Below are 15195 nucleotides of genomic sequence, written 5' to 3' on the forward strand. Positions count from 1 at the left end.
GCGCTCGCCGCCTAAAATCGGACCTATGGGACGCACTCTTTACGACAAGCTCTGGGACGAGCACGTCATCCGCACCGAGGAAGACGGCACCGCGCTGCTCTACATCGACCGCCACCTGGTGCACGAGGTGACCAGCCCGCAGGCCTTCGAGGGCCTGGACCTGGCCGGCCGCAAGGTCTGGCGGATCTCCGCCAACCTCGCCGTGAGCGACCACAACGTCCCGACGACCGACCGCTCGGCCGGCATCGCCGACCCGGTGTCGCGGCTGCAGGTCGAGACGCTCGACGCCAACTGCGACCGCTTCGGCATCACGCAGTTCAAGATGAACGACCGCCGCCAGGGCATCGTGCACGTGATCGGCCCGGAGCAGGGTGCCACGCTGCCGGGCATGACGGTGGTCTGCGGCGACAGCCACACCTCGACCCACGGCGCCTTCGGCGCGCTGGCGCACGGCATCTGCACCAGCGAGGTCGAGCATGTGCTGGCAACGCAGACGCTGCTGGCCAAGAAGGCGAAGAACATGCTGGTCAAGGTCGAAGGCCAGACGAGCAAGGGCGTGGGCGCCAAGGACATTGTGCTGGCCATCATCGGCAAGATCGGCACGGCCGGCGGCACCGGCTACACCATCGAGTTCGCGGGTTCCGCCATCCGCGCACTCAGCATGGAAGGCCGCATGACGGTCTGCAACATGGCCATCGAGGCTGGCGCGCGTGCCGGCCTGGTCGCGGTGGACCAGACCACGATCGACTACGTCCAGGGCCGGCCCTTCAGCCCGAGCAGCGTGGAGATGGCGCATGCCATCGCCCACTGGCGCACGCTGCACAGCGACGCCGGCGCGCATTTCGACAAGGTTGTCGAACTGGACGCTGCGCAGATCCGTCCGCAGGTGACCTGGGGCACGTCGCCGGAGATGGTGCTGTCGATCGAGGACCGGGTGCCGGACCCAGACAAGGAAAAGGACAGCGTCAAGCGCGGCGCCATCGAGCGCGCGCTGCAGTACATGGCGCTGGAGCCCAACAAGGCGCTGTCGGACATCCGCATCGACAAGGTCTTCATCGGCTCGTGCACCAACAGCCGCATCGAGGACATGCGTGAAGCGGCCGCCGTGGTGCGCCGCGTGGGCGGGCGCATTGCGCCCAATGTCAAGCTGGCGCTGGTGGTGCCCGGCTCCGGCTTGGTGAAGGCGCAGGCCGAGGCTGAGGGCTTGGACGAGGTCTTCAAGGCGGCAGGCTTCGAATGGCGCGAGCCGGGCTGCAGCATGTGCCTGGCGATGAATGCCGACCGACTGGAGCCGGGCGAGCGCTGCGCGTCGACCAGCAACCGCAATTTCGAAGGCCGCCAGGGCGCCGGCGGCCGCACCCACCTCGTCAGCCCGGCCATGGCTGCGGCAGCCGCGATGGCGGGCCATTTTGTCGACGTGCGCCGTGTGGCTTGATAGTGGTTTGAGGAGCGAATGATGTTGAAGAAGTTGAGCGTAACCCTGGCTTCCCTGCTGCTGCTGGCGCTGGTCGGTTGCAACACCGTCGAAGGCATGGGCAAGGACATTTCCAAGGCTGGCGACGCCATTGAAGGCGCCGCCAAGAAATCCAAGTAACCCGGGTCCAGTGATGCAAGCCTTCACCCTTCACAAGGGCCTCGTGGCCCCGATGGACCGGGAGAACGTCGACACCGACGCGATCATCCCGAAGCAGTTCCTGAAGTCCATCAAGCGCACCGGCTTCGGCCCGAACCTGTTCGACGAGTGGCGCTACCTGGATCACGGCGAGCCTGGCCAGGATCCGGCGACGCGCCGCGCCAACCCGGACTTCGTGCTGAACCAGCCCCGGTACACCGGCGCCTCGGTGCTGCTGGCGCGCCAGAACTTCGGCTGCGGCTCCAGCCGCGAGCACGCACCCTGGGCACTGGAACAATACGGCTTCCGTGCGCTGATCGCACCGAGCTTTGCCGACATCTTCTTCAACAACTGCTTCAAGAACGGCGTGCTGCCGATTCAGCTGCCGGAGTCGGCGGTGAACCAGCTGTTCGACGAGGTCAAGGCCTTCCCGGGCTACCAGCTGACGGTGGACCTGCCGCGCCAGGTGGTGGTCAAGCCCGATGGTGCCGAGATCGCGTTCGACGTGCAGCCTTTCCGCAAGTATTGCCTCGTCAACGGCTTCGATGACATCGGCCTGACGCTGCGCCACTCCGACAAGATCAAGGCCTTCGAGGCCGAGCGCCTGGCCCGCATGCCATGGCTGGCCCAGCGCGTTCGTTGATTCAGATTCCTCTTTGACCATGACCATGAAGATCGCAATCCTGCCGGGTGACGGCATTGGCACTGAAATCATTGCCGAGGCCGTCAAGGTCTTGAAGGTGCTGGACCTGTCTTTCGAGATGGAAGAGGCCAAGGTTGGCGGCGCGGCGTACGAGGCGCACGGCCACCCACTGCCCGAATCCACGCTGAAGCTGGCCCAGGCGGCCGATGCTGTGCTGTTCGGTGCCGTGGGCGACTGGAAGTACGACACGCTGGACCGGCCGCTGCGCCCGGAGCAAGCCATCCTCGGCCTGCGCAAGCACCTGGGCCTGTTCGCCAACTTCCGCCCGGCCATCTGCTACGAGCAACTGGTCGGCGCGTCCAGCCTGAAGCCGGAACTGATCGCCGGCCTGGACATCCTGATCATCCGCGAGCTGACTGGCGACATCTACTTCGGCCAGCCGCGCGGCCGCCGCACCGCGGTGGACGGTCATTTCCCCGGTGCCGAGGAGGCCTTCGACACGATGCGCTATTCGCGCCCGGAGATCGAGCGCATCGCGCACGTGGCCTTCCAGGCCGCCCGCAAGCGTGCGGGTGGCAAGGGTGGCAAGGTGACCTCGGTCGACAAGGCCAACGTGCTGGAGACCTTCCAGTTCTGGAAGGACGTGGTCACGGCCGTGCACGCCGAATACCCGGACGTGGCGCTGGACCACATGTACGTGGACAACGCGGCGATGCAACTGGTCAAGGCGCCGAAGAATTTCGACGTGATCGTCACCGGCAACATGTTCGGCGACATCCTGTCGGACGAGGCTTCGATGCTGACCGGCTCCATCGGCATGCTGCCTTCGGCCTCGCTGAATGCCAAGAACCAAGGCCTGTACGAGCCAAGCCACGGCAGCGCGCCAGACATCGCCGGCAAGGGCGTGGCCAACCCTTTGGCTACAATATTGTCTGCCGCCATGATGCTCCGTTTCTCCCTCCAACAGCCCGACGCTGCCGACCGAATCGAGTCCGCGGTGAAGTCGGTGCTGGCCTCGGGCTACCGCACGCCTGACATTTGGAGCGAGGGCACCCAGAAGGTGGGCACGCGCGAGATGGGTGATGCCGTGGTCACGGCACTCACCTCCACCAAAACCGGCAAAACCATTAAGAGCTGATCAGCTCCGGTTCGTCTCGCCCCTGCAACCCAGATCCCGGCGACACGAGCCGGGCAGGTCTGGATTTCTGCACTCTCACTAGGCAAGGCAAAGGCGAACTGACATGGCACAAGCACTCGTAGGACTGGTCGGCTGGCGCGGCATGGTCGGCTCGGTCCTGATGGACCGCATGCAGGCCGAAGGCGACTTCGCGCTGATCGAACCGCTGTTCTTCTCAACCTCCAACGCCGGCGCCGCCGCCCCTGCGATGGCGAAGAACGAAACCAAGCTGCAGGACGCGTTCGACATCGACGCGCTCAAGCGCTGCGCGATCATCATCACTGCGCAAGGCGGCGATTACACCTCTGAAGTTTTCCCCAGGCTGCGTGCGGCGGGCTGGAATGGCCATTGGATCGACGCCGCCTCCACGCTGCGCATGAAAGACGATGCCGTCATCGTGCTGGACCCGGTCAACATGCCGGTGATCAAGAACGCGCTGAGCGACGGCGGCAAGAACTGGATTGGCGGCAACTGCACCGTCAGCTGCATGCTGATGGGCGTGGGCGCGCTGTACAAGGCTGGCCTGGTCGAATGGATGAGCACCCAGACCTACCAGGCGGCTTCGGGCGGCGGCGCGCAGCACATGCGCGAACTGCTGACGCAATACGGCACGCTGAACGCTGAAGTGAAGGCGCTGCTGGACGACCCGAAGAGCGCGATCCTGGAGATCGACCGCAAGGTCATCGCCAAGCAGCGCAGCCTGAGCGCGGCCGAGACCGCCAACTTCGGTGTACCGCTGGGTGGTTCGTTGATCCCGTGGATCGACAAGGACCTGGGCATTGGCAAGGGTCAGGATGATCCTGACTGGGGCATGTCCAAGGAAGAGTGGAAGGGCATGGCCGAAACCAACAAGATCCTGGGCCAGGGTGAAGGTTTCGGCTCGCCCGCCGTGCCGGTCGACGGCTTCTGCGTGCGCGTGGGCGCGATGCGCTGCCACAGCCAGGCGCTGACCTTCAAGCTGAAGAAGGACGTGCCCTTGGCCGACATTGAGGCCATGATCGCGGCCGACAACGACTGGGTGAAGTTCGTGCCCAATACTCGCGAAGCGACGATTCGCGACCTGACGCCGGTGGCTGTCACCGGCACGATGACGATTCCTGTCGGCCGTGTACGCAAGTTGGCGATGGGCCCCGAATATCTGGGCGCTTTCACAATTGGTGACCAATTGCTCTGGGGCGCGGCTGAGCCGCTGCGGCGCATGCTGCGCATCCTGCTGGGCGCCTGAGGCCTGCCTGGGCAGGGTGCCCAGGCACGCTTCGCATGCCACAACAGGGCTGCAAACGTGACTTGTTACACGCTCCGTCGCGCGCAAACCTGCTCCCGTTGCCACTTGGCAACAGGCAAGTGCGGCGGTTTGCGCTATTCAGCGCATTCGCGGCAACGTCAGGATTTGGATGAGCTTGGCAAGCTATATGCTTGATACAGTGCCGCTTTCCTGCCGGAAGTTCCCCACTTGTTTGGGGATATCCTGCAGGGAGTTTTGTCGTTGGCGTGCAGCCTGAGTTGCCCAGGCTGGCGGATTGCGTTTTCGGAGACGCTTTGAAGAACCCCTCATTCCTGGCCCGTGGCCCTCTGCTCAGTGCTGTTGCGGCGGCGGCGCTGCTGGCTTGTCATCCGATCGCATCTGCGTTCAGCTTGGGCCGGATGACGGTTCAAAGCGCGCTGGGCGAATCGCTGCGGGCCGAAATCGAGATCACCGGCCTGACGGCCGACGAAGCCGCCTCGCTGCGCAGCAGCGTCGCTTCAGGTGATGCCTTCCGCGCAGCCGGTGTCGACTACAACGCGGTGCTGATCGGCGCCCAGGCCACGCTGCAACGGCGTTCGGACGGTCGCCCGATCATCCGCCTGGTCGGCGAGCGGGCGGTGTCCGAGCCCTTTGTCGACGTGATCCTCGACTTCTCGTGGAATGGCGGGCGGTTGCAGCGTTCGTACACGCTGCTGATCGACCCACCGACCACACGCAGCAGCGCCGGCACCCAGTCTGCACCTGTGAATGCCGCGCCGGCGATCTCGGCCGCACCGATTGCGCCCACGCCGGCTCCCGCACAAGTGGCCCCGCCGCCCATTGCCACCGCGCCGTACACCCCGCCGCGCCCGGCGCCCGCACAGGCCCCGGCAACTGCGCCGCGTTCGGTGGCCAGCCAGCCTGCCACGCCATCCTCCGCCTCGGGCGACAGCGTGAAGGTGCGCAGCGGCGACACCTTGTCGTCAATCGCCAATGCCAATGCGCGCCAAGGCGTGTCGCTGGACCAGATGCTGGTCGGCCTGTACCGCGGCAATCCGCAGGCCTTCCTCGGCAACAACATGAACCGGCTGAAGGCTGGCGTGGTGCTGAATGTGCCGGACGCGCAGAGCGCCGGCAGCATTGGTGCCGATGAAGCGCACCAGGTCATCCAGGCCCACAGCGCCGACTTCTCGGCCTTCCGCCAGCGCCTCGCCGAAGGCGCGCCTGCGGTCAAGACGACCGAATCGGCCCGCCAGGCCAGTGGCAAGGTCGAGGCGGCGGTGCAGGACCGCAAGCCCGGCGGCCCGGCGACCGCGCCTGACCAGCTGAAGCTCTCGCGCGGCAAGGCCGGCGAGACCGAAGGCAAGATTTCCAAGGAAAGCGAGCGCAAGGCCGCCGACACCCGCGTGGCCGAGCTGTCGCGCAATGTCGAGGAGCTGAAGAAGCTTTCCGGTGGCAAACAAGCTGCCGCGGCACCCGCGGCGGCCAGCGCGCCGCAGTTGGGCGTCAAGGTGCCCGTGGCTGCCGCGCCCGCACCAGGGCCCGCGGTGCCACCGGCTCCTGCGCCCGCAGCACCCGCGCCGGCCGTGGTCGTCGCGCCGCCGCCCGTGGTGGCATCGGCGCCCGCGCAGGCTGCCAGCATGGCCACGCCGACATCGAGTGCTGCCGCCAGCGCGCCTGTGTTGCCGGCTTCGGATGCTGCTTCGGTGCCCAAGCCCCGGCCCAGGCCGCTGCCAGCCCCGGTGCCGGTGGCCGAGCCCAGCTTCCTCGAGTCGCTGACAGGTAATCCGTTTGTGCTGCCAGGCGCTGTCGGCTTGGTGGCCTTGCTGGCCGGCCTGGGCGTGATGCGCCTGCGCCGCCGCAGCAGTGACCAGGGCAGCGAGACCTCGTTTGTCGAAAGCAAGCTGCAGCCTGATTCGTTCTTCGGCGCCAGCGGCGGCCAGCGCGTGGACACCCGCGACGGCACCAGCTCGTCTTCCTCGTCGCTGAGCTACTCGCTGAGCCAGCTCGACGCCATTGGCGACGTGGACCCGGTCGCCGAGGCCGATGTTTACCTGGCCTATGGCCGCGACCTGCAGGCCGAGGAAATCCTGAAGGAAGCGCTGCGCACCGACCCAGGACGCGTGGCCATCCGCAGCAAGATGCTGGAGGTCTACGCCAAGCGCGCTGACGCCAAGAGCTTCGAGATCCAGGCCCGCCAACTGGTGGAAATGACAGGCGGCCTGGGCGAGGAATGGGAAAAGGCGCAGGAGCTGGGGCGCTCGATCGACCCGAACAACGCGCTCTACCAGCCAACCGGCCCGATCGACGAGGTGGACATCGACACATCGTCCGACGCGCCGCCGGACCTGCGCGAAGATCCTGCCACCGCGCCTTACCAGCCGCCAGCCGCACCGGCACCGGTCTATGCCGCGCCCGAGCCGCTGCCAGCGTTCGACGAACTGCCTCTGCATGCGGACGCACGGACGCCGGAAGGCCGCGTCTCGACCTACGACCTGGACATTGACCTGGACGCGGCTTCCTCGCTGACCGGCCTGGAGAGCACCCGTCCGCTGACGACCGTGGGCGGCAATGTCACCGAGCTGCCTCCGCTGCAGGACGAGCTGGGCGGCAAGCTTGACGCTTTGGACATGCCCGAAGTGCTGCCCACCGGCATGGAGCCGCTGCCTGACCTGTCGGACCTGCAGCCGCCCGCGCCACCTGCTGCGCCGGCACCCGACTCCGGTTCGGTGGAGTTCGATTTTGGCGACCTGTCACTGGACTTGAACGAACCGACGACCGCTGCCGGTACCTCGGCCGACCTGAGTGGTGACCTGGAGACCGAGTCCGGCGACACGACGCCTTCGATGTCGTTCGACCTGGAGCCGGAAGATGGTGACCCGCTGCAGCGCAAGATCGAACTGGCCGACGAGTTCCGCCGCATCGGCGACATCGAAGGCGCACGAGACCTGCTCGAAGAAGTGCTGAGCAAGGGCAGCGCCGCACTGCGCGCCCGAGCCCAGGCCATGCTGGATGAGCTTGGCTGACAGCGTGCCGGCTGGTGAGGCGGCCGACTCGCCGCCCGCCAGCTTGGCGACGGCGGCGCCGTTGCCTGTCGCCGAGGAAGGCGTCCTTGAGGCGCTGACCGCCGACACCCAGCGCATCGCCCTTGGCATTGCCTACCGTGGCGATGCCTACCACGGCTGGCAAAGCCAGCCCAGCGGCCGCACGGTGCAGGACAAGCTGGAATCCGCGCTGGCCAAATTCGCTGCTGGTCCGGTGAGCACGCTGTGCGCCGGCCGTACCGACACCGGTGTGCATGGCCTGAACCAGGTCGTGCATTTCGACACGCCTCTTCAGCGCGAATTGTTCTCCTGGGTGCGTGGGACCAACCGCTACCTGCCGCCCGACATCTCGGTGCAGTGGGCCCAGCCGGTACCGGCCAGCTTCCATGCCCGCAACAGTGCACGCGGCCGGCGCTACCGGTACCTGCTGCTGGAGTCTGCCGTGCGGCCGGCCATCGAGCAGGGCGGCTGCGGCTGGATCTTCCGTGCGCTGGACGGCGATGCGATGCGCGACGCGGCGGCCCGGCTGCTCGGCGAGCACGACTTCAGTTCGTTCCGCTCGTCCGAATGCCAGGCGCTGTCGCCGATCAAGCTGATGCGGCAGATCGACATCAGCCGCCGCGGTGCCTACTGGCGCTTCGACTTCGAGGCCTCGGCTTTCCTGCACCACATGGTGCGCAACCTCATGGGCTGCCTGATCGCCATCGGCACCGGCTCGCGCCCGCCAGCCTGGATGGACGAGGTGCTGGCCGCGCGCTCACGCGACGCTGCCGCGCCGACCTTCGCGCCGCAGGGGCTGTATTTCGTCGGCCCGGTCTACGATGCCGACCTGCAGTTGCCGAACCACACGCACGCGATGGACTGGTTGCCATGACCCGAATCAAGATCTGCGGCCTGACCCGCGAAGCCGACGTTGACGACGCGGTGGCGGCCGGTGCCGACGCCATTGGCCTGGTGCTGTATGCAAAGAGCCCGCGTGGCGTCACCGCCGCCAGGGCCGGCGAACTGGCGCGGCGGCTGCCGCCTTTTGTGACCCCGGTGCTTTTGTTCGTCAACGCCAGCGCCGCGGAGGTGAGGGCGGGGCTGGAAGAGGTGCCGATGGCGCTGCTGCAGTTCCATGGCGACGAGCTGGCGGATGACTGCGCCAGGTTCGAGCGTCCCTTCCTGCGCGCTGCGCGAATGGCACCTGGTTTCGATTTGCTAGACTTCGCAGCTCGCCACTCGCAGGCCGCGGCCTTGCTGCTCGACGCCCACGTCGAGGGCTACGGGGGCGGTGGAAAGGCATTTGATTGGTCGCTCATTCCCGCAAACGTGCCCCGTCCGCTCGTTTTGTCTGGTGGGTTGAATCCTGCAAACGTGATCGATGGAATCTTGCACGTCCGGCCCTGGGCCGTTGACGTCAGCTCCGGTGTGGAATCAGCCAAGGGCATCAAGGATGCCGCGCTGATGCACCGGTTCTGCGAGGCTGTGCGCGAGGCTGATGCCCGCATGGCCGACGCGATCTCCTGATTCACGAAGGTCTTTCATGTTTGCCTACCAACAGCCCGATGCGGCTGGCCATTTCGGCCCCTATGGCGGGCGGTTTGTTTCCGAGACGCTGGTGCATGCGCTCGATGAACTGCAGGCCGCCTATGAGCATTACCGCCACGATCCTGAATTCATTGCCGAATTCAACAGCGAACTGGCTCACTTCGTCGGCCGGCCCAGCCCGATTTACCACGCGGCCCGGATGTCGCGCGAGATTGGTGGCGCGCAGATCTTCCTCAAGCGCGAAGACCTCAACCACACCGGCGCGCACAAGATCAACAACACCATCGGCCAGGCCTTGCTGGCCCGGCGCATGGGCAAGCCGCGTGTCATCGCCGAGACCGGCGCCGGCCAGCATGGCGTGGCCACCGCCACCATTTGCGCCCGGTACGGCATGGAATGCATCGTCTACATGGGCTCGGAAGACGTGAAGCGGCAAAGCCCGAACGTGTTCCGCATGCACCTGCTGGGCGCCAAGGTGGTGCCAGTCGAGTCCGGCAGCAAGACGCTGAAGGACGCGCTGAACGAAGCGCTGCGCGACTGGGTCACCAACGTCGAGAACACCTTCTACATCATCGGCACCGTGGCCGGCCCGGCGCCTTACCCGGCGATGGTGCGCGACTTCCAGCGCGTGATCGGCGATGAATGCCTGGTGCAGATGCCCGAGATGACCGGCCGCCAGCCGGATGCGGTGATCGCCTGCGTGGGCGGCGGCAGCAATGCGATGGGCATCTTCTATCCGTACATCCAACATGAAGGCGTGCGCCTGATCGGTGTCGAGGCTGCGGGCCTGGGGCTGAACAGCGGCAAGCATGCCGCCAGCATCTCGGCCGGCTCGCCCGGCGTGCTGCACGGCAACCGCACCTACCTGCTGCAGGACGACAACGGCCAGATCATCGAGACGCACTCGGTCTCGGCCGGCCTGGACTATCCCGGCGTCGGCCCCGAGCATGCCTGGCTGAACGACATTGGCCGCGCCGAATACGTCGGCATCACCGATGACGAGGCGCTGTCTGCCTTCCACCGGTTGTGCCGCACCGAAGGCATCATCCCGGCGCTGGAATCGTCCCATGCCGTCGCCTATGCGATGAAGCTGGCCGCGACCATGCGGCCCGACCAGCACCTGCTGGTCAACCTCTCCGGGCGGGGTGACAAGGACATCAACACCGTCGCCAGCCTTGCGGGCATGGAGGGCTTGTCATGAGTACGCACGGCCGCCCGAAGTACGAATTCCCCCTTGGGGGGACGGCACGCAGTGCCAAGGGGGTCCAATGAGCCGCATCCAGGCCACTTTTGACGCGCTGAAGCGGGATGGTCGCAAGGCCTTGATTCCGTACGTCACCGCGGGCGACCCGGCGGCGGACGCCACCGTCGAGATCATGCTGGCACTGGCCGAAGGCGGTGCCGACGTGATCGAACTCGGCGTGCCGTTTTCGGACCCCATGGCCGACGGCCCGGTGATCCAGAAGGCTTCCGAGCGCGCGCTGGCGCGTGGCATCGGCACGGTGCAGGTGCTGGCGATGGTGCGGGCTTTTCGCGCCCGCAACCAGCACACGCCGGTCGTGCTGATGGGCTATGCCAACCCCGTCGAGCGCTACGACCAGAAGCACGGCGCGCAGGCCTTCGTGAAGAATGCGGCCGAGGCGGGCGTGGACGGCGTGCTGATCGTCGACTATCCACCGGAAGAGTGCGAGGACTTTGCCGCGCTGCTGAAGGCGCACGGCCTGGATCTGATCTTCCTGCTGGCGCCCACCTCCACCGAGGCGCGCATGGCACAGGTCGGCCGCATTGCCACCGGCTACGTCTACTACGTCTCGCTGAAGGGCGTGACCGGTTCCGGCAACCTGGACACGGCGGCGGTGGCCGAAGTCGTGCCGCGCATTCGCCAGCACGTCAAAGTGCCGGTGGGCGTGGGTTTTGGCATCCGTGACGCGGCCTCGGCACAAGCCGTGGGGCGGGTGGCGGACGGTGTGGTGATAGGCTCTCGCCTGATCCAGCTGCTCGAAACCCAGGCGCACGACTTGCTTGCACCCACGGCTCGGCAGTTCATGGTGGAGATCCGCCGTGCGCTGGACGCGCTAGATCCGTTATAAAGTTGAATTGAACGCTGAGGAGCTTTGATCCATGAGCTGGCTTGAGAAACTGCTGCCCCCGAAAATCCAGCACACCGACCCGAGCGAACGCCGCTCGGTTCCGGAAGGCTTGTGGATCAAATGCCCTTCCTGCGAGTCGGTGCTGTACAAGACCGACCTGGAGCAGAACCTGAATGTCTGCCCGAAGTGCAGCCACCATCACCGCATTGGTGCCCGCGCCCGCCTGGATGCTTTCCTGGACGCCGAAGGCCGCTACGAAATTGGCCACGAAGTGCTGCCGGTCGACGCGCTGAAGTTCAAGGACAGCAAGAAGTACCCGGAGCGGCTGAAGGCCGCGATGGAAGCCACCGGCGAGACCGATGCGCTGATCGTCATGGGCGGCTCGGTGATGAGCGTGCCGGCGGTGGTCGCCTGCTTCGAGTTCGATTTCATGGGCGGCTCGATGGGTTCGGTCGTCGGCGAGCGCTTCGTGCGCGGCGTCGAAACCGCCGTTGAGCAGAAGGTGCCGTTCATCAGCTATACCGCCACCGGCGGCGCGCGCATGCAGGAAGGCTTGTTCAGCCTGCTGCAGATGGCCAAGACCAATGCTTCGCTGACGCGCCTGGCCAAAGCCAAGCTGCCCTACATCAGCGTGCTGACCGATCCAACCATGGGCGGCGTTTCCGCCAGCTTCGCCTTCGTGGGCGACGTGGTGATTGCCGAGCCCAAGGCGCTGATCGGCTTTGCCGGCCCGCGCGTGATCGAGAACACCGTGCGCGAGAAGCTGCCGGAAGGCTTCCAGCGCGCCGAGTTCCTGGTGCAAAAGGGCGCGGTGGACATGATCGTCGACCGCCGCCAGCTGCGGCAGACCATCGCCCACCAACTGGCGATGCTGCAGCGCCAGAACGCTGACGCAGTGGCCTGACCCGGCTTCGAGACCGACCCAGCTTTCCCCTTTCTCTCCTTCGCCCCGGCCCGCCATCTGGCGCGCCGGGGCGTTTTCATCGGCACGCCGTTTCATGACCCTGGACGACTGGCTGGCGCACTGCGAGCGCTTGCATCCGAAGACGATCGACATGACGCTGGAGCGCTCGCGGACCGTGCGCGAGCGCCTGGGCCTGCAGTTCAAGGCGCCGGTGATCTCGGTCGCCGGCACCAACGGCAAAGGCTCGACCTGCGCGATGCTGGACAGCATCGCCCGTGCGGCCGGGTACCGCGTCGGCCTGTACAGCAAGCCGCACCTGGTGCACTTCGAGGAGCGCTGCCGCATCAACGGCGAGCAGGTCGACGGCGCCGCGCTGGTGCCGCATTTCGAGGCGGTGGAAGCCGCGCGTGGCGACATCACGCTGACCTACTTCGAGTTCACCACGCTGGCGATCGCACGCGCGCTGGCCGAAGCCGACCTGGACCTGGTGATCCTGGAAGTTGGCTTGGGCGGCAGGCTGGACGCGGTCAATGCGTTTGACGCCGACTGCGCGGTCATCACCAGCATCGACATCGACCACGTCGAATACCTGGGCCCGGACCGCGAGAGCATTGGCCGCGAGAAGGCCGGCATCCTGCGCGCCGGGCGCCCGGCGGTTGTGTCCGACCCGGTGCCGCCGGCCAGCGTGATCGCTGCGGCCGAATCACTGGGCGCCGACCTGTGGCTGGCAGGGCGGGACTTCAACCAGTCCGGTGACCGCCAGCAATGGGCGTGGAGTGGCCGCGGCCGGCGGTACCACAGCCTGGCCTACCCGGCGCTGCGCGGCGCGAACCAGTTGCTGAACGCGGCGGGTGCGCTGGCGGCGCTGGAGTCGCTGCGCGAGCGTGTGCCTGTCACCGCGCAGGCCGTGCGGCTGGGGCTGGCCACGGTCGAGTTGCCGGGCCGCTTCCAGATCGTGCCTGGCCAGCCGGCGCTGGTACTGGACGTGGCGCACAACGCCCAGTCGGTTGCCGCGCTGGCGCTGAACCTGGACCAGATGGGGTTTTCGCCCTGCACCCATGCCGTGCTGGGTGCCATGCATGACAAGGACCTGGACGCGCTGGTGGCGCGCATGGCCACGCTGGTCGACCGCTGGTACCTGTGCGACCTGCCGCCGCCGCGCGGGGCTTCGGCTGCGGAGCTGGCCGAGGCCGTCGCCCGCGTGGCGCCCAAGGCGCAAGTGCAGCAGCACACCGGCCCCAAGGCTGCCCTGGCCGCTGCCATCGCCAGCGCAGACCCGGCTGATAGAATCGTGGTCTTCGGCTCGTTTCAAACCGTGGGCGGCGTGCTGAAGGATGGTCTGCCTCGGCTGGGCGCGCCTCACCAGGCGTGAGCGAGGCCAGGCACACAGAGCTGTAGGCGTTGCGCTTTGCCGCAACGCCTTGCGGCATGGCTTCCGCGAGGGCCAGATCCTTCCAGCCTGTCGCCTGCAGGTCATCACGCATGGGTTTGCTGTCCAAGTTCAAGTTCGGTTCTTCCAAGACAGCGGCCAAGGCAAGCCCCTCGGCCGCTGTGGACCCCTCCGAGTTGGTGCGTGAGGTGCGCAGCCGGGCGCGTCGGCGCCTGGTTGGCGCGGCGATGCTGCTGGTCATCGGCATCATCGGCTTCCCGCTGCTGTTCGAGACCCAGCCCCGGCCGATCCCGGTCGACATCCCCATCGAAATACCCGCGCGCGACACGGTGCCGCCGCTGCTGCCCAGCGGTGCGCGCCAGGCCAGGCCCGACCCTGCGCTGCAACCGCCGCCCGAAGAGGCGCCGGCTGCCAATGCGGCTGACGTCACGCCGCAAGCCGTCGATCCGTCTCCGCCCGCCAGCATGGCGGCGCCAATGCCCAAGCCGGCGCCGCTGCCGATGATCACCGAAGCGGCACCAAGCCGGCCACAGCCGGCGTCCAAGCCGGCGCAGCAGCCGTCCCAGGCCGTTGCCGTCACGCCCCTCAAGCCCGCTTCAAAACCGGTTGAAAAACCGGCTGAGAAACCCGCGGAGCAGCGAGTGGCCGAGAAGCCTCCGGAGCCCAAGCCGGTCGCGGTCAAGCCTGCCGAGAAACCGGCGACTGAAAAGCCAACGCCCGAGCAGATGCTGGCGGGCAAGTCCACCATGGCCGACGACGGCCGCTTCGTCGTTCAGATCGGCGCCTTTGCCGAAGCCGGCAGCGCCCGCGAGGCGCGCGGCAAGGTCGAAGGCCTGGGCTTGAAGACCTACACCCAGGTGATTGAATCGGCCACCGGCCGGCGCATCCGTGTGCGGGTCGGGCCCTATGCCACCAAGGCCGAGGCCGACAAGGCAGCGGCGCGCATCAAGGCCAGCGGCCTGCCGGCCGCGGTGCTGACGCTTTGAGCACTGGCGTACTGGCGGCAGACCTGGGCGGCGTGTCCGTGCTGGACTGGGGGCTGCTGGGATTGCTTGTGATCTCGGTGCTGCTCGGGCTGTGGCGCGGGCTGGTGTTCGAGGTGATGTCGCTGGGCGGCTGGGTGCTGGCGTGGATCGTCGGGCTGCATGGCGGTCCGCTGGTCGGGCAGTGGTTGAACATTGGGCAGCCGGGTTCGATGCTGCGCACCGGCGTGGGTTTTGTGGTGGCGTTTGCCGTCACGCTGCTGGCTTGCGGGCTGGCCGCCAGAATGGTCCGCGCGCTGGTGGCCGCCACGCCGCTGAGCGGGTTGGACCGGCTGCTGGGCGGTGTTTTCGGGGTGGCGCGCGGGTTGTTGCTGCTGCTGGTGTTGGCCACGGTCATCAGCTGGACACCGCTGGCGCGGGCCGATTGGTGGCAGGCTTCACAAGGTGCACGCTGGCTTGCGAGCCTGCAGCATGAATTGCGTCCTTGGCTGCCGGAGCGCTTCAGTGCCAGCATTCCGGTGCGTGGCGCTTGATCCCGCAGTAGCCGCCTCCAGATACCGGGTTTACCCGGTAACAGACAATTTCGACTTCTTTCGA

General features: G+C 66.9%; 14 protein-coding genes. All 14 read left to right on the forward strand.

From position 1 onward, the window contains the following. The first annotated feature begins 25 nt into the window (after positions 1 to 25). Complete coding sequence (leuC, locus tag ACAH41_RS16550; RefSeq protein ID WP_370538378.1) at positions 26 to 1435, forward strand: 3-isopropylmalate dehydratase large subunit; 1410 nt, start codon at positions 26 to 28, stop codon at positions 1433 to 1435. A 21-nt stretch (positions 1436 to 1456) separates the two neighbouring features. After that, positions 1457 to 1594: an entericidin A/B family lipoprotein gene (locus tag ACAH41_RS16555; protein WP_141288923.1), complete on the forward strand. Its 138-nt coding sequence runs from the start codon at positions 1457 to 1459 to the stop codon at positions 1592 to 1594. Between the two features lie 13 nt (positions 1595 to 1607). Continuing rightward, entirely contained in the window at positions 1608 to 2255 is a 648-nt protein-coding gene (gene leuD, locus ACAH41_RS16560; protein ID WP_325654022.1) for a 3-isopropylmalate dehydratase small subunit, read from the forward strand. Positions 2256 to 2280: 25 nt separating this feature from the next. After that, positions 2281 to 3393, forward strand: a complete 1113-nt coding sequence (leuB, locus tag ACAH41_RS16565; RefSeq protein ID WP_325654139.1) for a 3-isopropylmalate dehydrogenase — start codon at positions 2281 to 2283, stop codon at positions 3391 to 3393. A gap of 103 nt (positions 3394 to 3496) precedes the next feature. Then, complete coding sequence (gene asd / locus ACAH41_RS16570) at positions 3497 to 4657, forward strand: aspartate-semialdehyde dehydrogenase (protein ID WP_325654021.1); 1161 nt, start codon at positions 3497 to 3499, stop codon at positions 4655 to 4657. A gap of 419 nt (positions 4658 to 5076) precedes the next feature. Continuing rightward, positions 5077 to 7683: a FimV/HubP family polar landmark protein gene (locus tag ACAH41_RS16575; protein ID WP_325654019.1), complete on the forward strand. Its 2607-nt coding sequence runs from the start codon at positions 5077 to 5079 to the stop codon at positions 7681 to 7683. Further along, positions 7670 to 8575: a tRNA pseudouridine(38-40) synthase TruA gene (truA, locus tag ACAH41_RS16580; protein ID WP_325654015.1), complete on the forward strand. Its 906-nt coding sequence runs from the start codon at positions 7670 to 7672 to the stop codon at positions 8573 to 8575. The genes ACAH41_RS16575 and truA overlap by 14 nt, the downstream gene beginning before the upstream one ends. Next, a complete protein-coding gene (locus ACAH41_RS16585) occupies positions 8572 to 9210 on the forward strand; it encodes a phosphoribosylanthranilate isomerase (protein WP_325654014.1) in 639 nt (212 codons plus the stop codon). Before truA ends, ACAH41_RS16585 begins: the two co-directional genes overlap by 4 nt. A gap of 16 nt (positions 9211 to 9226) precedes the next feature. Next, positions 9227 to 10432: a tryptophan synthase subunit beta gene (gene trpB, locus ACAH41_RS16590; protein WP_325654013.1), complete on the forward strand. Its 1206-nt coding sequence runs from the start codon at positions 9227 to 9229 to the stop codon at positions 10430 to 10432. 67 nt (positions 10433 to 10499) lie between these two features. Continuing rightward, positions 10500 to 11321 (forward strand): tryptophan synthase subunit alpha, encoded by an 822-nt coding sequence (gene trpA, locus ACAH41_RS16595; protein WP_325654012.1) that lies wholly within the window; start codon positions 10500 to 10502, stop codon positions 11319 to 11321. Between the two features lie 31 nt (positions 11322 to 11352). After that, entirely contained in the window at positions 11353 to 12225 is an 873-nt protein-coding gene (gene accD, locus ACAH41_RS16600; RefSeq protein ID WP_325654011.1) for an acetyl-CoA carboxylase, carboxyltransferase subunit beta, read from the forward strand. 94 nt (positions 12226 to 12319) lie between these two features. Further along, complete coding sequence (gene folC / locus ACAH41_RS16605; protein WP_325654009.1) at positions 12320 to 13597, forward strand: bifunctional tetrahydrofolate synthase/dihydrofolate synthase; 1278 nt, start codon at positions 12320 to 12322, stop codon at positions 13595 to 13597. A gap of 110 nt (positions 13598 to 13707) precedes the next feature. Then, positions 13708 to 14601 carry an SPOR domain-containing protein gene (locus tag ACAH41_RS16610; RefSeq protein WP_325654007.1) on the forward strand — a complete coding sequence of 298 codons (894 nt, stop codon included), beginning with the start codon at positions 13708 to 13710 and terminating at the stop codon, positions 14599 to 14601. Continuing rightward, positions 14598 to 15131: a CvpA family protein gene (locus ACAH41_RS16615; protein WP_325654005.1), complete on the forward strand. Its 534-nt coding sequence runs from the start codon at positions 14598 to 14600 to the stop codon at positions 15129 to 15131. Before ACAH41_RS16610 ends, ACAH41_RS16615 begins: the two co-directional genes overlap by 4 nt. Positions 15132 to 15195 lie beyond the last annotated feature (64 nt).

The sequence above is a fragment of the Ideonella sp. genome (genome assembly GCF_041287625.1).
GTDB lineage: Bacteria > Pseudomonadota > Gammaproteobacteria > Burkholderiales > Burkholderiaceae_C > Ideonella.